The sequence below is a fragment of the Pseudomonas sp. B21-031 genome (genome assembly GCF_024748985.1).
GTDB lineage: Bacteria > Pseudomonadota > Gammaproteobacteria > Pseudomonadales > Pseudomonadaceae > Aquipseudomonas > Aquipseudomonas kermanshahensis.
Map to the genome: position 1 here is coordinate 2,267,972 of NZ_CP087181.1, position 19,847 is coordinate 2,287,818.

Consider the following 19,847-nt stretch of genomic DNA (forward strand, 5'->3'; position numbering starts at 1 on the left):
GTGGTTTGACCAGAACCAATACACGGCTGCGCCTGCACCCAGACCATGCCAGCGAGCATGCCGACATCAAGGCAACCCTCAAACGTGCATGCCAAACCGATGACGAAGGGCTGTTCGAGCTGGGCCGGCTCATCAGTGGTCTTCCGCAGGCCGACGTCGGCATGAATGTCATCCTGTCCCATTTGTCCGCGCTGTACACCTTGAGCCTGTGGGCTCGGCATCACGGTCTGACGCTTGCTGAGCTGCGCCAACTGCTGCAGATGATGGGCGCGCCGCATCCGATGCATTCGCTGGACAACAGCGGATGGCAACTGTTGTTGCAAGAGGTGCGCAGTACCACCGACTGGATGGCCGCCCGTGGCTGGACCGTTCGCGATCTGCAACTGATGACCCGTGCTGTCCAGGCCATCCCAGCCAGTACGGAAGTCGGCAACCTGCTCAACGACATGCAGGCCGCCTTGAGCGCCGCGCAACTACCCCAAGCACCGACAGTGCAGGATCTGCTAGACGTGCTTTCGCCCTTGATCGCCTCCACGTTCAACCTCAGTGGTGATGCGTTGGCGCAAGCATTGTTGAACTGGGTAAACCGTGCCAAGCCAAGTGGGCTCACGCTGCAGCAGGCCTGCGACCGCCTGCGCAAGGCCGACCCATCGGCCCCGCATGAACGTGCCTTGGTCGACGTTGCCTACACCCTCGCGCAAATGGCGCTCATCGCACATGGATGCGGCGTCACAGGCGATGCGCTGCTCCTGTTGGTGGAAAAGCCGCAGTTGCTGGCAGCCAACGCCGGGCACAGTGGCAGCGCTGGCTTGCTGCGGGATGTCCAGACCCTCATGGCGCTCGGCAACTTCAGTGACTGGCTAAGCAAGCTACCAGACCCGTCAGGCGCAGGCGGCGCATTGCTGGCGGCACTTAGTGAAGGTGCAGGCGTGTCGTTGGCCCAGCTTTCTATGACTACCGGTGTTGCTCAAGCGACGTTGGCGCAGGCGGCTGCGCATGCACATGGCCAGGAAGCGCTGAAAGAGCCGGCAAAAGTCCACAGCTGGCAGGAAATCGAACTGCTGATGCAATGGGCGAAACTGGCCGAGGCCTATGCCGTGATGCCGGACACGCTGGCAAGATTGCTGACCCAGGACGACGACTGGGCCGGATGGCGGCAGATGGCAGACGCTTTTCAGGCAGGCCTGAAGCCGTCGCAGGTTACGGCGGCCCATGCCGCCACGCAGCGGCCGCTTAGCCTGGCGCTGACGGGCGTGCTGGGCGCGAAACAGAACTTCACTGTCGAAGCGCTGAACAAGCACCTGTTGATCGACGTGCTAAACGCCGAACAGGTGATAAGCAGCCGTATCGCCGAAGCGATGTCGGCCCTGCAGCAGTTTATCCACTGCACCCTGTCGACCCCAGAAGACCCGGCCAACGTGCGCCATGCTGTCCTGGGTCGGCAGTTCTTCAAGGACTGGACGCGTTGGAACGCCAGCTATGCCAACTGGGCCGCCGGGCAAATGCTGATGTACTACCCAGAAAACTACATCGACCCGACGGTACGCCTGGGGCAAACCCGGGCAATGGACGACATGCTGCAAACGCTGGGGCAGGCGCAGATCAATGACGATACGGTGGGCGATGCCTTCCAGGGCTACCTGAGTGCGTTCGAGGAAGTGGCCAACCTGGAGACTATCAGTGGCTATCACGACAGCCGCGAAGCCGACACGGGCAAATCCTGGTTTATCGGGCGTAGCCGCAGCCAGCCTCACCAGTACTGGTGGCGCACTGTAGACGAAGCCAAGCGTGCCCTAGATGGCGTGCTGCCGGCCAATGCCTGGACCGCCTGGACGAAAATCGAGCTGGCCCCGCAAGTGCAAGGGCGCCAGATTCGGCCGGTGGTAATCCGCGGGCGTCTGCACCTGGGCTGGGTAGAGCGCCAGGAGCACATCATCACCCGTGATGACAAAGGGCAGCCAAAACTGCGTGAGTGGAGCTGGACGTTCAAGCTGGCCTGGCTGCGTTATGACGGCAAGTGGAGCGTGCCCATCGAGTACCCGCTCGTGGTCAATATTGGCGATGAAACAGTGCTGGAAAACCTCTCGTTGTTTCTTGCAGCCTGGCCGCAACGTGAGGGGTTGCTGGCCGCCATCTATGATCGGACTGCAGCGAAAGTGAGCGAAGCTTCTTCTGTTGCCGGCTTGGAGATTTCCGAGAACTTCTGCAGCCGCACGCTGGGCAGTGTCGCACTGTTCCTGGGGCGGGTGCAGCACTGGCTGGATACCACCATTGATACCGGCATGTGCGCGGTTTTCGAAGGGCTGGGGCTGCCAAGCGCGGAAAATCGCATGCCGGTCACTGCCGGGAATGGGACGCCCAGTCGTTTTACGCAATTTGAGGCAAGGCTCGATGAAGCCAAGGTTACCGGCGTGGCAGGGGAGGTTGGGAATACCTACAGCCTGTATTTTCGAAGCCAGTTGTCAGTCACGTCAAGGCGGCCAGCCATTGAGAATAAATGGGTTGCAGCACTGATTGAGAAGTACCCCGCACTTGGCACAGAGGCGAAGGCAATACCCGGGCTGCTGCGCAGTGGTCACGGTGCGTTTCTGGTGCGTAAAGAGGGTAGCCAGGATTGGGGGTACTTGTGTATCAGCTCTGAGCGCATGCACAGGCATGATCTAACGGAGGTCGTCAAGGTAGGTGACTTTGGGAATACCCCTGAAATGACTGATTTTCAGGAGGTTGCAACAGTCGCAGGTTCAGCCTATATCGGTCGTTACAAGATCCGTGCAGCAAATTATCCACTTTTACACCTGTACCTCGCCTTCGATAAGCGTTCGGGAGATCGCGTCCAAATTAGCGTAACTGAGGCGCTTGCCTATCCTGGAGGTCGCCCGCAAGAGTCCATCGTCCCTCGGGATTACCTGAACATGCTTGGCAGAGTTCGTGCTGAGGAAGTGTTATGTCGCATCTACAGCGTCGATGGCGCGCGCTGGAAGACCGTAAAGGCCAACCAGGAATACGATCTGTCACTAAGGCCGGCGCAGGTACAGTTGAGCACCACCGCGCCAATGGGCGATATCAGCGAGTGGGACGGGGGTAGCGAAGCCCTGCACCGCGTCGAGTTCCAGTTCGGCAACGGCAACACCCGCAACTACACCGTCAAGGTTTACAAGGATGCCGATGTACTCAAGACCGCCATCATCGGTACCACTGATCAAGGCGCTCAGTATCTGGCGCACAGGCGGCAGGTGACCCGCCTCAACACCCTGTTCGCCCGGGAGCTGACGGTACAGGCGGTGTCGGGGATCGACTCAATCCTGAACTACGACACCCAAAACCTACATGAGCCAGAACTTGGCGTCGTGGTGCGTCTGACCCTTCCTGTGTACAAGGCTTCTTACCACGGTGCAGCAGACCGCAAGGCCAAAGTCTGGCTGGCTACCGGGCCGAACACGCGCACCTTGCTCTGGGAGGGCGAGCTTAGTGACAACGCCAAGGTGCTGGCTGACATGATGTTCGAGCCGGGCCTGGTTTATGGCACTCAGCAGTTCTATCACTTGGAAACGCAGTACAGCGCCATACATAACACGGCCGGGTCAGGCCATAGCATCATGATTAACAGCACTACGCTGGCCATCCAGCGGGATTCTGATACTGCACCCGCCAACGGCAGCAAATTGTCCAAGGACAATGTCGACAGTGTGCAGGCCTTCGGCAAGAACGCCAGTGACCGCATGGACTTCACCGGCGCCAATGCCCTGTATTTCTGGGAGTTGTTCTATTACACCCCAATGTTGGTCATGCAGCGCTTCCTTCAGGAAGAACGCTTTGACCTTGCCGAACAGTGGCTGAAGTACGTGTTCAACCCAGCTGGCTACTCAAGATCCGGCGCAGGCGCGCAGCGGATGTGGAATGTACGGCCGCTGGAAGAAGACAGCAGCTGGAACGACGACCCCCTGAAGTCGCTCGACCCGGATGCCGTGGCGCAGAACGACCCGATGCACTACAAGTACAACGTCTTCATGCGCCTGCTGGACATTTGCATCGGCCGCGGCGATGCCGCCTACCGCAAGCTCCAGCGCGACACCCTCAGCGAAGCCAGCGTCTGGTACCAGCGCGCGCTGAGACTACTGGGCGATGCTCCCTGGACACCACCGGCAACGGGCTGGAACGAACCCGTGCTGGGGCAGGCCGCAGCGCCCGGCAAAAGCCAATTTCTGCCAGAGGTCAACCGTACCCTACTCGGTTACTGGGAGGCGCTGCGCATTCGACAGTACAACCTGCGTCACAACCTGACCCTCGATGGCCAGCCGTTGAGCTTGCCGCTATACGCCACACCGGCCGACCCCAAGGCGCTGCTGGCCGCTGCAGTGACGGCAGAGGCAAGTGGCGAACGTGGCCTGCCGGAAATCAACGACGTGCCGGCGCTGCGCTTCACCGTACTGCTCGACGGTGCCCGCAGCATGGCCGCCCAGCTGATTCAGTTTGGCAACGCGATGCAAGGGATTCTCGAACGCCAGGATGCCGAGGCGTTGGCAGGCTTGCTGGCCAGCCAGGGTGCGGAGCTTGCCGAGAGCAATGTGGCGCTGTTCAAGCAGACCCTCAACGAGCTGGCAGCCGACCGCGTGACCTTGCAAAGTTCGCTGGTGGCGGCCACGGCCAGTCGAAATCACTACCGGAATCTTTACCAAAAGAACGTCTCTGACCGCGAGCGCCTTGCACTGAAGTTGCGAACCCAGTCTGAACTGGCTGGTGCGGGTGAATCAGCCCTCATGGCAGGCGCTTCGATCATTGCCGCCTTCCCCAAGATCTTTGGTTTCTCCAACGGTGGCGGTAAACCGGAAGACGCATTGAAGGCAGTTGCCTACGGCTATGGCGCGCGCTCGAAAGTGTATGGCCTTGTGGCGTCGCGCCTCAGCCAAGAGGAGGTCTTCGCGCGCCGTCGTGCTGACTGGAAGTTCCAGTATGAATCGGCAGAGAAACAGATGGCGACCGTACAGGCTCAACTCGATGCCCTGGCAGTACGTGAAACCTCTGCGCAGATGCATATTGCACACTTGCACACCCAAGCCGCCCATTCTCAGGCCCAGCTTGCCTTGTACCAAGGCAAGTTCACTGGCAAGGCGATGTACAGCTGGCTGCGCGCACGCCTGGCGAGCATTTTCTACACCTATTACGACCTCACTGTGTCGCGCTGCCTGATGGCACAAAAGGCTTTGCAGTGGGAGAAGGGCGACACGCAGATGTACCTGCGCACCGGCACCTGGAACAGTGCCTGGGCGGGTTTGCTGTGTGGTGAGGGGCTGATGCTGGCACTCGGGCAGATGGAAACAGCCTGGGTGAAATGGCAGAAGCGCGAGCTTGAGGTCACACGCACGGTGTCACTGGCCAGGCTCTTCGACGGCAAGCTCAGTTCGCAAGGCCAAGCCGTCACCCTGGGCGAGGCGGTCAAGGCGCTGCTTGACGGTAAAACAGTTGAGGTCGATGACAAGCTTGAACACAGCAGCCTTGCACTGGCCGCGGGTGGCATGCTGTCGATCCAGTTCGGCCTGAAAGCGATGAACCTGGCAGTAGGCTTCGAAACTGCGGCTTCGCGACGTATCCGCAGCATTGCGGTGTCGCTGCCAGCTTTGCTTGGCCCTTACCAGGATGTGCATGCGCGGTTACTGACAAACGCCCCAGGCCTGCCTGCAGGCTGTGAGCAGACCAGCATCTCCCATGCGCTGCAGGACAACGGCCAGTTCAGCCAACTCAACGGGTACCCGCCGCTGCGCCCGGGCAACCAGTTGCTGCCGTTCGAAGGGCTGCACATCGCCAAGGCGGATGATCGCGAAGACCAGACCCAGATGACGTTGAACTTCGCCCAGGCCCAGGGCGATCAGCGGGCACTGCTGGAACGCCTGAGCGACATCATTCTGCACGTGCAGTTCACCGTCCGCTAAGGAGCAGGGGAGGGCACCCAGGTGCCCTTCCGCTGAGGACGACTTCCTATTTCCTGACCCTTGCGCCAAGGCGTGGGGGTCGTCAAGGAGCAACATCATGAATGATATGTCTGTCACCCCTTCGGGTGCCGGCGGTGAACCTGTGTTCAGCCCCCCCTCGCTGCCCAAGGGCGGCGGTACCGTTTCGGCGGGCGGAGGCATGCTGTCAGTCGGCAGCGCCGACGGCGCCGCAGGTTGGTCGCTGCCATTACCATTGCCGGTCGGCCGCGCGTTGTCGCCGTCGTTGAGCCTCACGTACCGTTCTTCGGCAGGTAATGGCGCCTTCGGTGCTGGCTGGCAGTGTAGCCCGCCCACTGTCTGCCGCCTGGACCGCCTGGGTGTCCTCCGTTACACCCGCAGTGACCGTTGGCAGGGCCCCGATGGCGAAGAAATCCTGCTCGACGGCGGGGCGCCGCGCACTGTCGCCAGTTTGCCGTTTTCCGACACCCCCGCTGCTCACACGGTAACCGCTTGGGTGCAGCGCAGTGGCGGCCGCGACCAGCGCCTGGAGCATTGGCAAGCGCAAGCGAGCCCCGACTCGCCTGGCTTCTGGCTGCAATACCATGCCGACGGCAGCATTACGCTGTTTGGCTGGTCGGCCTCGGCACGCCTGGCCAAGCCCGGCAAATCGGCAGAGGTCGCGTGCTGGTATGCCGAAGAGACCGTCAGTGCCACGGGGGAGCACGTGGTCTACACCTACCGCAGCGAAGACCAGGCGGAGTGTGATGCGCACGAACAGGCCATGCACCCGCAGGTTGCCAACACCTACCTGGTTGCCGTCCACGCCATGAATGCCACCCCAAGCGCAGCGCTGCTGGTACCGCAGCAGGCCTTTCGCCCGGATGATTTCATGACCGTGATGCAGCTGGATTACGGCGAGCGGGGCGTGGATGTGAACACCCCACCGGCGTTCGAGGTGAAGGCACCCTGGCCGGTGCGCCAGGACTGCTTTTCCTACTGGCGCTGGGGCTTCGATAAACGTGTGCGACGGCTTTGCCACGAGGTGCTGCTGTGGCACCGTACGCGAATGATGGCCGGGGACGCTGACCCAAGCCCGCAACTGGTTTCGCGCTTGCACCTGGGGTATGACACATCGGGCGTCGCCTCGGTGCTGGTCGCCGCGCAACAGATCGCTTACGAAACGGATGGCACGCCGTTGTTGCTGCCGCCAGTGGAATTCGAGCCGAGTCGCCCAGGGTGTGAGCATTCGGACTGGGAGGCATTACCCGACCTCGATGGCTTCAGTGCACCGCACTGGCAGATGGTAGATCTACACGGCGAGGGGCTGCCGGGTTTGCTGTTCCAGGATGCAGGTGCCTGGTGGTATCGCGCGCCAGAACGCGACAGTGACCAGGGTGGCGATGCCGTCACGTGGGGTGAGTCACACGCATTACCGGGAGCGCCACGCCCAGGCACCGGGATGCTGGCCGACCTCGAAGGAGACGGCCAGCCACAATGGCTGGTCAACCTGCCGGGGGTTCGCGGCAGCTTCACCCTGACGCCGGATGGGCAATGGCGTGACTTCATTGCCGCCGACGCCATGCCCAGCGAGCTGGCCCATCGGGGGGCGCAACTGGTCGACTTCAGCGGTGGCGGGCAGCAGGACCTGGTGATGATCGGGCCACGTAGCGTGCGCTTGTCTGCCAGGGTGCGTGGTGCCGGCTGGCAGCCGGCCAGCGACATCGTGGCAGGCCCCACGCTGCCGTTGCCTGGCGGCGAGCACCGGCTGGTGGCATTTGCCGACCTGGCGGGTACAGGGTTGCAGCAATTGATCGAGGTCACGGCCGAAGGCGTCACCTACTGGCCGATGCTTGGCCACGGTCATTTTGCCAACCCTGTGCAGATGCCGGGTTTTGCCATCGAACATTTCAACGCCTCGCGGGTATTGCTTGGCGATACCGATGGCAGTGGTACTACCGATATCCTTTATGTAGACGCGGACCGCATCCGGGTATTCGTCAGCCATAATGGCAATCGCTTCGTCGAAAGCCATTGCGTGCCGGCGCCTGAGGGGGTCGTGCTCGATGCCAGCTGTAAGCTGCAACTGGTCGATTTGCGCGGGCAGGGTTGTGCAGAGCTGGTGCTGACTGTGCCGCACCTCTCTCCCCGTAGCTGGGTGTACCGCTTCAATGACCGACGCCCATGGTTGCTGGCCGAGGTGTGCAGCAACACCGGTGGCCGTACGCTGTTCGACTACCGCAGTTCGGCGCAGAGCTGGCTGGATGAAAAGCGTGCCCTGCAGGGGGAGAGCAAGGCAGCGATCAGTCGCTTGCCGTTCCCGGTTCACACCTTGGCCCAGGTGACCCTTGTGGACGACATCAGTGGCCTGCGTACCGTCAGTGGCATGCGCTATCAGAGCCCGGTCTGGGACCCTGTTGAGCGTGAGTTTCGCGGTTTCAGGCACCTGATCCAGACCGACACCTTGAGCGACGCCCAGGGCACGGCCGCCGAGCGTTCGCCGCCGGCGCAAGTACGCCAGTGGTTCCTCTGCGGCATCGAAGACCTGGACAGCATCGCGCCTCAGGGCTTTGATGCGCAGCGCAGCGCAGAGGCGGACTTTCCCTTGCAATCGGTGCGTTTCACCCGCCTTGAAGGTGATCACGATGTGCCTTACGTGCCGCAAGGTGCGGCCCGGCAGTGGCTGCTTTGTGCCTTGAAGGGGGCCCAAGTGCGCAGTGAAACCTACGGCCTTGACGGCACTGAACACGCTGGGGTGCCGTACAGCATCACCCGTCAGCGCTGGCAAGTGCGGGTTTACGAGACCGCGCACGCCGACCGGCCTGCGGCCTTGGTAACGGCAGTAGAGACCCTGGCCTTCACCACCGAGCGCATTGTCCAGGACCCAGTTATCACGCAGACCCTGGTGATTGGCCAAGACAAGTACGGCTATGTCCTGCAGCAGGTGCAGGTGCATTACCCGCGCCGGGTTGCAGTCTCCCCATCGCCTTACCCAGCCTCGCTGCCAGCCGGTTTGCTGGACGATGCCCGCGACCCTCAGCAGGACATGGCCTGGCTTGAGCACGCGCGCCATCGGGTACGCAACCTGGAGGACGGCCATGACTACGTGTCCGGGCTGATCGAAGCGACCCGTACCGATGTGCTGGCGCTGCCAGCGCACGCGCTGCCGCAGGGCGGCTTCAGCGTGGAGCACCTGCTGGCACCCGGCAGCCCGTTGCAGGGCCTGGACGCTGCCACGCTGTCGGGCTATCAGCGCAAGCAATGGTGTGATGCCCAGGGGCAACTGACCACGGCGCCAATCCGCCAGGCGCTGGTGGCCTACCGCGAAACCGCCATGCTCGAGCACGCTACCCTGGCTGAACTTGAGACAACGCTTTTGCCGCACGAGCTGGCACAGTGGCAGGCCAACGGCGGCTATCACCTGATCGCCTTGGCTGAGGACGGCAAGCGGGTGTACGTCAGCCGCCACGACCTGATCAAGCACCAGGGTGCGCCACTGTTTTATCGACTGGCCACGCTGCGTGCCAGCGAGCTGCTTGGCGAGCAGCGTGTTGACTGGAGCCCACACGCCCAGCAAGTGCTGAAGATAACCGACGCCGCTGGCCTGGAAACCGGCTTCGAGTATGACTGGCGTTTCCTCACACCCGTAGCCATGACCGATGCCAACAACAACCAGCACCAGGTCAGCCTCGATGCCTTGGGGCGAGTGACACAAACCCGCTTTCACGGCACAGAGCAAGGCCAGTTGGCCGGCTATAGCAGCAAGGCATTCACGCTGCCGGCAACGGTCGAGGGCATCCTGGCACTCGAAGGAGGCGAGGTACCCGTGGCCACGGCGCACCGGGTAGTGACCGACAGCTGGATGCCCTTGGCACGTGACAGCCGAGGGCGCCCCCTGGCTACCCGTATGGGCGAGCTGGCGCTGCGTCGCCTGCTCAAGGCCAACGGCCTGCCCGCTGTGAACGACGGCGAAAGCCGCCAGCCGCCGCATATCATCAGCCTGCAGACCGACCGCTACGACGGCGACCCCGCGCAGCAGCTGCGCGTAAACGTGGCGCACAGCGATGGCGCCGGCCGCCTGTTGCAGACCGCCGCGCTAAGTGCGTCTGGCGATGCGTGGGTGCGTACCGCCGCAGGCCGCCTCGAGCGCGATGCCAACGGTGCTGCACGCGTGCAGCCGGCAGCGCGACGTTGGGCGGTGACAGGCAAGACCGAGTACGACAACAAAGGCCAGCCCGTGCGCACCTGGTTGCCGTACTACCTCGATGACTGGCGCCCTGTAAGCGATGACAGCGGCCACCCCGGCCTGTATGCCGATACCCAGCTGTATGACGCCATGGGGCGCGTTTACCGCGTGCTCACCGCCGCGGGCTGGGAGCGGCGTACCGAGTACTACCCCTGGTTCACGGTAGCGCAGGACGAAAACGACACGGCCTGAGCGCGACCTTGATGGCGTGCGCTACCTGGCGCCCGCCATGCCACTTAACCCCATGCAGAATTCAAGAACAGGAGGCACGCGATGCCTGCTCTTTCGGACAACGCTGTCCATCGCAATACCCCTACCGTCACGGTCGTGGACAACCGCGGCCTGGTGGCCCGGACCATCCACTACCACCGCCACCCGGACACGCCGACCCTGACGCAACCTCGGATTACGCGCCAGCAGCATGACGCCAAGGGCTCCATGACCCACAGCAGCGACCCGCGCCTGCACGCCAGCGGCCGGGGTAACTTTGCCTGGCTGACCGACCTGGCCGGCACCCCGGTGTGCACCCAAAGCGCCGACGCCGGCGTGTCGATCAACCTGAGCGACGCAGCAGGGCGCCCGTTGCTGGCCGTGTCGCGAATCGCGCTCGATGAACACGGCGAGCACCTGCGCAGTGAAGCGGTCACCCGCACCTGGCATTACGAGAACGCCAGCCTGCCTGGGCGCCTGCTGGGGATCAGCGAACAGGTCAACGGCGACGTGGCGTGTCGGCTGGAGCGGCTGATTTATGCCGGCAATAGTGCCGCAGAAAAAGCCCACAATTTGGCGGGCCAGGCTAGCCAGCACTACCACACCGCTGGTTTGCTGCAGACCCATGGCGTTGGCTTGACCGGCGTCCCTCTAGAGACCACGCAACGCTTGCTGGCGGATGCCGATAACCCGCAGGTAGGGGCGGATTGGCAAAGTGAGCAGCCTGCTGATTGGGAGGCCCAACTGCAGCCGGAAAGCGAAGCCAGCACTACGCTGAGCACGGTGGATGCGACCGGTGCACCCTTGACCACGCGTGATGCCGCAGGCCATCTGCGCCGCCAGGCCTACGACGTGGCGGGCCTGCTCACGCAGCGTTGGCTGACGCTCAAGGGCTGCCCTGAGCAGGTCATTCTCAAAGCCCTGAGCTACTCGGCGGCTGGGCAAAAGCTGCGCGAGGAGCACGGTAACGGCTTGGTCACCCAATACTGCTACGAACCGCGCACACAGCTGCTGGCAGAAGTGCGTACCGAGCGCCCGACAGGGCACGCGCAAGGGGCCAAGGTGCTGCAAGACCTGCGCTACGCCTACGACCCGGTGGGCAATGTGCTCAGTGTGCGCAACGACGCCGAAGCAACCCGCTTCTGGCGCAATCAGAAAGTCGAACCGCTAAGCACCTATGTCTATGACAGCCTGTACCAGCTGGCCAGCGCTACCGGACGCGAGATGGCCAACGCCGGCCAGCAGGGCGTCAACCTGCCGGATATGGCGCCCCTCGATAACGTCACCTACAGCCGTTACAACCGCACCTATACCTACGACATGGCGGGCAACCTGACCCGCATCCGCCACAGCGCGCCTGCCACAAACCATAGCTACACCACCGATATCACCGTCAGTGACCGCAGCAACCGGGCGGTGGACAGCACGCTCACCAAGGACCCGGCCGCCGTCGAGGCGTTGTTCAATGCCAGTGGCCAGCAAAAGGCGTTGTTGCCTGGCCAACAGTTGAACTGGACACCGCGCGGTGAGTTGCACGCCGTTACCCAGGTCATGCGCGAAGGGGCGGGGGACGATGGCGAAAGTTACCGCTATGACATCGGCAACCAACGCGTGCTCAAGGTCAGTACCCAAAAGACCGCGACCCACATGCGTACGCAACGTGTGCAGTACCTGCCAGGCCTGGAGCTGCGCAGTACAACCCAGGGCGGCATGCTGACCGAGCAGCTGCAGGTGGTGCTGGTGGGCGAAGCCGGGCACGCCCAGGTGCGGGCCTTGCACTGGGCTGCAGGTAAACCGCCAGAACTTGCCGACGCGCAATTGCGTTACAGCTATGCCGACCAGCTGGGCAGCGGTTGCCTGGAGGTCGATGGTAGTGGTGCGCTGATTAGTCGAGAGGAGTACTACCCGTATGGTGGCACGGCGGTATGGGCCGCTCGCAGCGAAGTGCAGGGGCGCTACAAGTTCGTTCGTTATTCGGGCAAGGAGCGTGATGCGACGGGGCTGTACTACTACGGGTATCGCTATTACCAGCCTTGGCTGGGGCGGTGGTTGAGTGCGGACCCGGCAGGCACCGTGGATGGCTTGAACTTGTATGCGATGGTGCGTAACAACCCAATGACTTTGGTTGATGAGTTGGGGTTGATGCCTAAGAAAAAGGACGACAGCAACGGTTCGAGGGCACCAGCTGCGATTGGAAGTGAAGGCTCTGCCAATGAGCCGGGCGCTTCAACCTCTTCTTCTTCAGCAGGGGCGAGCCATAATGCGGAACGTGGCACTGGTGAGACTGAAACGCTTACAAAGAATCAAAAGCGCACTCGGGCCCGAAAGGCCGCGAAGCAGAAGGACAGGGAGGCGGAACTCGAATTTACACCTGAGCAAGCTGTTAAGAAAGAACCGAAAGTGAAGCAGCAGCTCCCCAACCTCGTGGGTGAGTACGGCTTTGAGGGCAGTGAAGTTTTTGAGAGGTTGAAACATCGACTCCCTACAAACAGACAAACGGGTTTGGGTGTAATGGCTATCGGGCAAAGGGTAAGTGAGGATGGCACTAAACTTGAGTACTTTTTCTTGGAAAAGGGCAACGACAAAGAGGGTTTTAAACATATCACCTACCGGCACCGTGCGGATTTCCGTGAGGTAGGCATAAACACTGATAGAGATATAGCTGATTTGGTTTTGACAGCGTTGGCCAAGGGAAAACAGATAGGCAATCAAGGCGCCCAGCGTGCAATTTATGAAGTTACTTTTAAGAATAAAACTCACTTCGTAGCCGTGCAACGTATACCCAACGTTAGCAACGACGGTAAGGCAGAGAGCTTATTTGCCGCTAACCCTAATGAAGGTTCCTACCGGTCCAAAGGTCTTATGAAGAGGCCATTGAAATGAATCGTTACACTCAACCTTTGTCAGAAATTTACTATTTTCGGCGCTTAATATGATAGGGCGGACGCCTGAATACGCCTAAAATGACACCCACTTCGGATGTCATGTGAGCAGCGTCCATGGTCGCCCTACAAGATCAACAACCACCACCGCCCCCCGAAGCCGCCTCGCAGATCAAACCTGAACTGCGGGTCGGCTTCGTGCTCCTCAACCAGTTCACCCTGGTCCCGGTCGCCGGCCTGGTCGACTCGTTGCGCTTCGCCGCCGACAAGTCGTTCCGCAGCCAGCAAGTGTATTGCCAATGGGACTGGATGACCCTGGACGACCAGCCGATCACCGCCAGTTGCGGCATGCCCATTTCGCCGACCAAACCGCTCAACCTGTTTGCCCAGTACGACTACATCGTGCTGGCGGGCGGGCTGCTGGGCGAGACGCGTAACCCCCCAGACTGGCTACTCGATGCGCTGCGTGAGGTGTATGCGGCCAATATCCCGATCATCGCCCTGTGTTCAGGTTCGTTCGTGCTGGGCAAGGCCGGCCTGCTCGATGGCCGGCGTTGCGCGTTGCATTTCACCTTGCGCGATGAGTTCAAGGAGCGCTTCCCGCTGTCCACCGCCGTGATCGACAAGAGCTATGTGGATGACCGCGGCATTATCACCTGCCCAGGCGGCACGGCCATCGACCTGGCGGCCAACCTAATTCGCCGGCACTGCGGAGCGGTGCGGGCGCAGAAGGGCTTGGAGTACCTGCTGGTGGATGAGCGAGCCGACGCGCAAGAGGACAAGGCCGCCAGCGAAAGCGTTTACCAGAACGACCGTGTGCAGCGGGCCATTGCCTTCATGCGCGCCAACCTGGATGCCTCGATGACCCTCAAGGCCGTGGCCGAGGCAGTGGGCACGCACCCGCGGCAGTTGCACCGCGAATTCGTTGCCAACACGCAAGAGCCACCGGCCAACTACTGGCGCAAGCTGCGCCTGGACCATGCCCGGCGCTTGCTGGTGAATACCAGCCAGAACATCACCACTATTGCCTTGGCGTGTGGCTTTTCCGATGCGTCGCACTTCATCTTATGGTTTCGCAAGCAGTACGGCGAGACGCCTTACAGCTTCCGCAAACGGCGGCATGAAGTGGAGCGGTTTGACTGGCATGGGGACAAAGTAGGCTTGGACCCGGAGCTGTAACTGTGTAGCCATCTCCTACCCGTGTAGGAGCTGGCTTGCCTGCGAATGGGCCGCAGAGCGGCCCCGGCGCTATCAAAGCTGACCAAATGCCTGAATTTCGATCCGATACTCAGGCGCCGCCAGCGCAGCCCCCACACACGCCCGCACCGGTGGCTGCTGCCCGACCCAGGCGTCATACACCTCATTCATCGCCGCAAACTCCCCCATGTCAGCCAGCCAGATCTGCACGCGGGTGAGGTTGCCCTTACCTGCGCCAACCTGCGCCAGCCACTGCTCCAGCTGCGCCAGCACGCACCGCGTCTGCGCAGCGATATCGCCCGCTGCAAGGGCGACGATCCCGGAGGTTTCCAGGCGGCCATCCACCAGAACCATCTGGCTGGCCCGTTTGCCGGGGTTGATACGTTCGATCATCAGCGCGCTCCTCAGAACAGTACGTAGGTCTTGCGCAGGGTCTCGCGGATCTCCCACACCCCTTCGCAGTTCTCTGGGAACAGCACCGCATCGCCCGCCCGCAGCTCGACCGGCTCGCCACCGTCGGGGGTAAAGGTGCAGCTGCCGCTGACGATATGGCTGAATTCGCGGTTTTTCAGGAAGCGGCGGAATACCCCGGGGCTGCTTTCCCAGATGCCGATGCTGGCACCCACCGCTTCATCGGTCTGGTCCTGGGCGCTGGCGGCGTGGGCGATCGGTTCGCCGATCGGCAGACGGGCAGGGGCTGGTACACCCAGGGGCGAGGCAGCGGCATTGCGGACAACAGTAAGCACTTGGCTCATGATGTGGCTCCTTCAGGCTTTTCGGGCAACGTTTTTGTAGGACGGTGACGGTGCTGGGGCGGCCCCGCCCAACGCAGCGGCTTGCTGCAGGTCGAGCTTGCTGGTCTCTGGGGCCAGCCACCACGAGATCAGTGCACCGAACAGTGAGATCAACGCGGCGGCGAACATGGTGTTGGCAATGCCATAGGTGGCCAGGGAAATAGGCACCAGGTAGGTGCCCACGGCCGCGCCGATACGCGACAGCGAAGTGGCCAGGCCAACGGCAGACGCGCGGATCTCGGTGGGGAACAACTCGTTGGGGTAGACGTATTCCAGCACCTGGGCGCCGCCAATCAACACCGCGTAGGCGCCAAACAGCACCAGCACGGTGGTGGGCGATGCGTCGGGGAACACGCCCAGCAGCACCAGCGACATGCCCGACCAGAGGAAGCTGTGGATCAGCATCTTGCGCCGCCCCAGGCGGTTGATCAGCTTGGTTGCCAGCAGGCAGCCGAGGGTGAACAGCAGGGTGATGGCGATCGAGCCGTAGGCGGCCCAGTCGCCGGTGAGTTTCAGCGCCTGCAGCACTTTTGGGGCGAACGCGTAGATGGCGAACAGCGGGACGATGGCGCAGGTCCAGAACAGCGTGACGAAGGCCATGCGCTTGCCGTAGCCGGAGTGGAACAGCGACCACACCGACACCGGTTTGCCGCTGACGTGTTCGGGCAGGTCGGCGATGGAGTAATCCGGGCCATAGACGCGTTTGATCACGGCATCCGCCTCGGCAGTGCGGCCCTTGCTCAGCAGCCAACGTGGCGATTCTGGCGTACCGCTACGGGCAATCAGGAACAATGCACCCGGGACCAGCGCACTGGCCAATACCCAGCGCCAGCCGTCATCGCCGCCGACGCGCAGCAACAGTTCACCGACCACATAGGCCACGGCGGCCCCGGCGAACCACATCAGAACCATCGCCGCCAGCAGCGGCCCGCGTTGCTTGCGTGGCAGGAACTCGGCCAGCAGCGAGGTAGCGATCGGGTAGTCGGCGCCGACCGCGATACCGATCAACAACCGCCAGGCGAACAACGCCCAGGCCGACTCGACCCAGAACTGCGCCACCGAAAAACCGACAATGGCGATCAGGTCGACCAGATACAGCACCTTGCGCCCGTATTTGTCGGTGAACCAGCCACCCAGGAAGCCGCCGAGGAACACCCCGATCAGCGCCGAAGCCGCAATCAGCCCCTCCCAGAAGGCCGACAGTTGCAGGGCCTGGGTGATTTGCAGCATGGCCACGCCGATGATGCTCAGCACATAGCCGTCGAGGAACGGGCCTCCGGCGGAATAGACCGTCAGTTTGCGGTGGAACGCATTGAGTGGCGCATCTTCGACGGAGCGTTTGGGGACAGACATTGGACTTACCTCTTGTTGTTATTTGACGCACTTGCGTGGCGGCACTATGGCACCGGGTTGCAGGGGTTCCCTATAACGGTTCGGACGGGTCGTGGGATGGCATTGCGAGGTGTGAATGGCACTGTAGGAGCAGCCTTGTGCTGCGAAGAGGCCGGCGACATCAGCCAAGAATTACGGCGTTGTCACCGGCCTCTTTGCAGCACAAGGCTGCGCCTACCGCGATCGAGTCAACAGCGAGTCCAGCACCACTTCGCAGGCCGCGCCCCAGCTGGCACTCACCGGTTGATGCATCAACACGGCCAGCCCATCGGCGGTAAAGGTGCCCGGCGTGGCAATCGCTTGCCCCAGTGCCTTGAGCGTGTGTTCGGGCTGGCGCTGGGCACTGCTTACACAGTCGTGCAGGTTGCCCAGCACCAAGGCGCGCGCCTCGGTTGCGGGCAGGCCTTTGTCGGTCAGCCACTGCTGCAGGTCGTGTAAAAGGAAGTACAACCAGCCATTCATGCACGCGGCCACCGTGGCCAGCTCGAATGCGGCTTCATCTTGCAATACCACCAGGTTGCCCAGCCCGGCCAGGCATCGCTCAGTGGGGGCATCCGGGGGGTAGACCACTACCGTGGACTGGTTGTGTTGCGCGGCATAAGACAGCATCACGCGCACGCAGTGAGCGGCGGGGAAGGCGGCTTTCAGCTGTTGCAGGTTCACGCCTGCTGCCAACGACAGCAGGCGTTGCCCGGGGTGCAGGCGTACCTCGCCGGCCAGGTGTGTCAGTGATTCCGGGCGCACGCCCAGCATCAGCACCTCGGCCTGGTCGACTACCGCCTGATTGCTCGGCAGTACTTGGCAACCGTGTGCGTGGGCCAGAGTTTCGGCGCGCTGGGCGTTGCGTGGCGACAGCAGGATCGCGCCGTCGAAACCACTGCGGCGCAGGCCGATAACGACTTTTTCGGTCAGCTCGCCGACCCCGAGGATGCCCAGGCTATGCATGATGCCTCCTTGTCAGCTTTCCAGGCCGGCGCGGCGCTGGCCCCAGTGCAGGTTCAGGTTGACGCCCAGGCTCAGCAGCGGCTCAGGCGGGTTGCGGTTGGGCCCGGCCGAGCCCAGCAGGAAGTCGATCAGCTCGTCACGCTCGCCACTCAACCAGTCGGCCAACAGGGTCCCGGTGGCAGTGCCCCGGGTAATTCCCAGGCCGTTGCAGCACAGCGCCGCATGGACATTGGGTGCTAGCGTGCCGAAATGCGACTGGTGGTTGCGCGACAGGCACATCGAACCGCCCCAGGTGAATTCGAACGGCGTACCCGCAAGCATCGGGAAGCGCCGCTCGAACGACGCCCGGTGCTGTCGCCCGGCCCGTTGCAGGTGGCGCTGGTTGGCGCGCCCATCGGCGTTGAAACTGAAGCTGTTGCGCACCAGCAGGCGCTGGTCTGGGGTGCGCCGCAGGGTGCTGCCGAACGGGTCGGCGGGGATGATGCCCCAGGTCGCCTTGCCGCCCAGGCGTGCCTGTTCGTCTTCGCTCAGGGGCCGGGTCATGCTGGCGTAGGTGAAAATCGGCAGCAGCCGCCCCGGCAGGAAGCCGAAGTACGAGGCGAAGGCGTTGTTGGTCAGCAGCAACTGCTCGGCAACGATCTCGCCATGGGCATGCGTGAGGGTGATGCGCGTGCCCTGTTCGATGCGGGTGATGGTGGTGTGTTCGTACAGCGTCACGTTGCTGGGCAGGCTGTCTGCCAGGCCTTTGGCCAAGGCAGCCGGCTGCAGTAGCTGGGTACCTGGGGTGTACAACGCTTTGCGGTAGAACCCGGTACCGAAGTGCTCGGGCAGGTCACGGGCATCGATCATCTGGTAGGGCTGGCCGAGTTTCTCCAGGCCGCTGCGGTACGCTTCGAGCACCGCCAACCCCTTGTCTTCGACCGCTGCCTGGTACTTGCCGTCAGGGCGGATCTGGCAGTCGATGCCGTGTTGCTGGATCAGCGTGTGCAGTATCGCCTGCGCGCGCAGGTTGAGCTTGAGGTTCATCCGCGCCGTGGCCAGCTCACCGATGTAGTCCGGTGCGCCGATGTCATGGGGCAGGTCGATGGCAAAGCCTGAATTGCGCCCCGAGGCGCCAAAGCCGACTTCCTGGGCTTCGAGCAGGATCACCTCGTCATCCGGATGATGCAGCGCCAGTTGCCGCGCGGCGGCAAGGCCGGTAAAGCCAGCGCCGAGTACCACCCAGCGCGCTTCACTCCGCCCCCGGTGCGCGGCACGTGGCTGGCGCAGGGGGCTGAGGTGGAACCAGCCGCAACCGTTGTCGTCCGCGGGGGTAGAGGTGTTTCTGTACATGGGTTTTATCCGTGTTGTTTTCTTCACTGTCGCATGGCCCGGGCGGGGGGCATATAACGGGAATGACGGGTCGTGGGAGGTTTTGAATTGACCGCGATAAGCCCTGCGTGATTTGCTCGGTTTGCCGGTGACTGGCCCGCGCAAAGGCCCCGGCACTCAACGATCATTCAAAGGAAACTGAAGCTCTGCCATGTCCGAATACACGCTCCACTGCTTCGCCGAATCCGGCAATGCCTACAAAGCCGCCCTCATGCTCGAACTCACCGGCCAGCCTTGGCAGCCGGTGTTTGTCGACTTTTTCAACGGCCAGACCCGCGAGCAGGCCTGGCGCGATGAAGTGAATGAGCAGGGCGAGGTGCCGGTGCTCGAACATGCGGGCAAGTCGTTCACCCAATCGGCCTTGATCCTTGAATACCTCGCCGAGCAGACCGGCCAGTTTGGCCCACGCGATGAGGACGAAAAGCGCGAGATCTGGCGTTGGATGCTGTTCGACAATCACAAATTCACCAGCTATTACGCGGCGCTGCGGTTCATCTATTGCCTGAAACAGATGGGCGAAACCGATGTGACCCAGTTCTTGCGTGATCGCGCCACGGCGGCTTATCGCATAGTTGATGCACATCTGGCGAAGACGCCGTTCATGGTCGGCGGGCGCTTGACCATCGCCGACCTGTCGTTGGCGGGGTATGTGTTCATGCCTGAAGACACAGGTATGGCGCTGAACGAATTCGTTCATATCGAGGCCTGGAAAGCGCGGATCAAGGGCACGCCAGGCTGGAAACACCCCTATGACCTGATGCCCCGGACAGCGCCTGTTCAAGCGCCATTCGGATGACTGGTCGTGACAAGCGCTAGCGCATGACTACGCTCAGGACGTAAGACACATTCTGCAACAACTGGCCAGTTGGCCCTGAGGGATCTCGCT

The 19,847-nt window shown here is 62.3% G+C and carries 10 protein-coding genes; 5 read left to right on the top strand and 5 right to left on the bottom strand.

Annotated features, from left to right (window positions below; genetic code table 11):
- The first annotated feature begins 5 nt into the window (after window positions 1-5).
- From LOY53_RS10165 to LOY53_RS10180, 4 genes are all read left to right on the top strand, one after another.
- Window positions 6-5,927, top strand: coding sequence for a neuraminidase-like domain-containing protein (locus tag LOY53_RS10165; RefSeq protein WP_258703956.1), 5,922 nt, complete (start codon window positions 6-8; stop codon window positions 5,925-5,927).
- A gap of 97 nt (window positions 5,928-6,024) precedes the next feature.
- Window positions 6,025-10,362: a SpvB/TcaC N-terminal domain-containing protein gene (locus LOY53_RS10170; protein ID WP_258703957.1), complete on the top strand. Its 4,338-nt coding sequence runs from the start codon at window positions 6,025-6,027 to the stop codon at window positions 10,360-10,362.
- 135 nt (window positions 10,363-10,497) lie between these two features.
- Window positions 10,498-13,263, top strand: coding sequence for an RHS repeat domain-containing protein (locus LOY53_RS10175; protein ID WP_258703958.1), 2,766 nt, complete (start codon window positions 10,498-10,500; stop codon window positions 13,261-13,263).
- Between the two features lie 116 nt (window positions 13,264-13,379).
- The gene (locus LOY53_RS10180; RefSeq protein ID WP_252823590.1) at window positions 13,380-14,441 is read left to right on the top strand and encodes a GlxA family transcriptional regulator; all 1,062 of its coding nucleotides are present in this window, start codon (window positions 13,380-13,382) and stop codon (window positions 14,439-14,441) included.
- A 72-nt stretch (window positions 14,442-14,513) separates the two neighbouring features.
- Here LOY53_RS10180 and LOY53_RS10185 read toward each other — a convergent pair whose 3' ends face one another.
- From LOY53_RS10185 to LOY53_RS10205, 5 genes are all read right to left on the bottom strand, one after another.
- Window positions 14,514-14,852 carry a RidA family protein gene (locus tag LOY53_RS10185; protein WP_252823591.1) on the bottom strand — a complete coding sequence of 113 codons (339 nt, stop codon included), beginning with the start codon at window positions 14,850-14,852 and terminating at the stop codon, window positions 14,514-14,516.
- An 11-nt stretch (window positions 14,853-14,863) separates the two neighbouring features.
- Window positions 14,864-15,214 carry a cupin domain-containing protein gene (locus LOY53_RS10190; RefSeq protein WP_252823592.1) on the bottom strand — a complete coding sequence of 117 codons (351 nt, stop codon included), beginning with the start codon at window positions 15,212-15,214 and terminating at the stop codon, window positions 14,864-14,866.
- Window positions 15,215-15,226: 12 nt separating this feature from the next.
- Window positions 15,227-16,606 carry an MFS transporter gene (locus tag LOY53_RS10195; protein WP_099453710.1) on the bottom strand — a complete coding sequence of 460 codons (1,380 nt, stop codon included), beginning with the start codon at window positions 16,604-16,606 and terminating at the stop codon, window positions 15,227-15,229.
- Window positions 16,607-16,819: 213 nt separating this feature from the next.
- Complete coding sequence (locus LOY53_RS10200; protein ID WP_258703959.1) at window positions 16,820-17,590, bottom strand: NAD(P)-binding domain-containing protein; 771 nt, start codon at window positions 17,588-17,590, stop codon at window positions 16,820-16,822.
- A 12-nt stretch (window positions 17,591-17,602) separates the two neighbouring features.
- Window positions 17,603-18,922, bottom strand: coding sequence for an FAD-binding oxidoreductase (locus LOY53_RS10205; RefSeq protein WP_252823594.1), 1,320 nt, complete (start codon window positions 18,920-18,922; stop codon window positions 17,603-17,605).
- 190 nt (window positions 18,923-19,112) lie between these two features.
- Between LOY53_RS10205 and LOY53_RS10210 the strand changes: the two genes are divergently transcribed.
- Window positions 19,113-19,757 (top strand): glutathione S-transferase family protein, encoded by a 645-nt coding sequence (locus LOY53_RS10210; RefSeq protein ID WP_258703960.1) that lies wholly within the window; start codon window positions 19,113-19,115, stop codon window positions 19,755-19,757.
- Window positions 19,758-19,847: the final 90 nt, after the last annotated feature.

What these genes read in the sequence shown, in the direction of transcription:
- LOY53_RS10170 (WP_258703957.1), top strand. Translation starts at nt 6,025, where the DNA reads ATGAATGATATGTCTGTCACCCCTTCGGGTGCCGGCGGTGAACCTGTG.
- LOY53_RS10180 (WP_252823590.1), top strand. Translation starts at nt 13,380, where the DNA reads ATGGTCGCCCTACAAGATCAACAACCACCACCGCCCCCCGAAGCCGCC.
- LOY53_RS10185 (WP_252823591.1), bottom strand. Translation starts at nt 14,852, where the DNA reads ATGATCGAACGTATCAACCCCGGCAAACGGGCCAGCCAGATGGTTCTG.
- LOY53_RS10190 (WP_252823592.1), bottom strand. Translation starts at nt 15,214, where the DNA reads ATGAGCCAAGTGCTTACTGTTGTCCGCAATGCCGCTGCCTCGCCCCTG.
- LOY53_RS10195 (WP_099453710.1), bottom strand. Translation starts at nt 16,606, where the DNA reads ATGTCTGTCCCCAAACGCTCCGTCGAAGATGCGCCACTCAATGCGTTC.
- LOY53_RS10200 (WP_258703959.1), bottom strand. Translation starts at nt 17,590, where the DNA reads ATGCATAGCCTGGGCATCCTCGGGGTCGGCGAGCTGACCGAAAAAGTC.
- LOY53_RS10205 (WP_252823594.1), bottom strand. Translation starts at nt 18,922, where the DNA reads ATGTACAGAAACACCTCTACCCCCGCGGACGACAACGGTTGCGGCTGG.
- LOY53_RS10210 (WP_258703960.1), top strand. Translation starts at nt 19,113, where the DNA reads ATGTCCGAATACACGCTCCACTGCTTCGCCGAATCCGGCAATGCCTAC.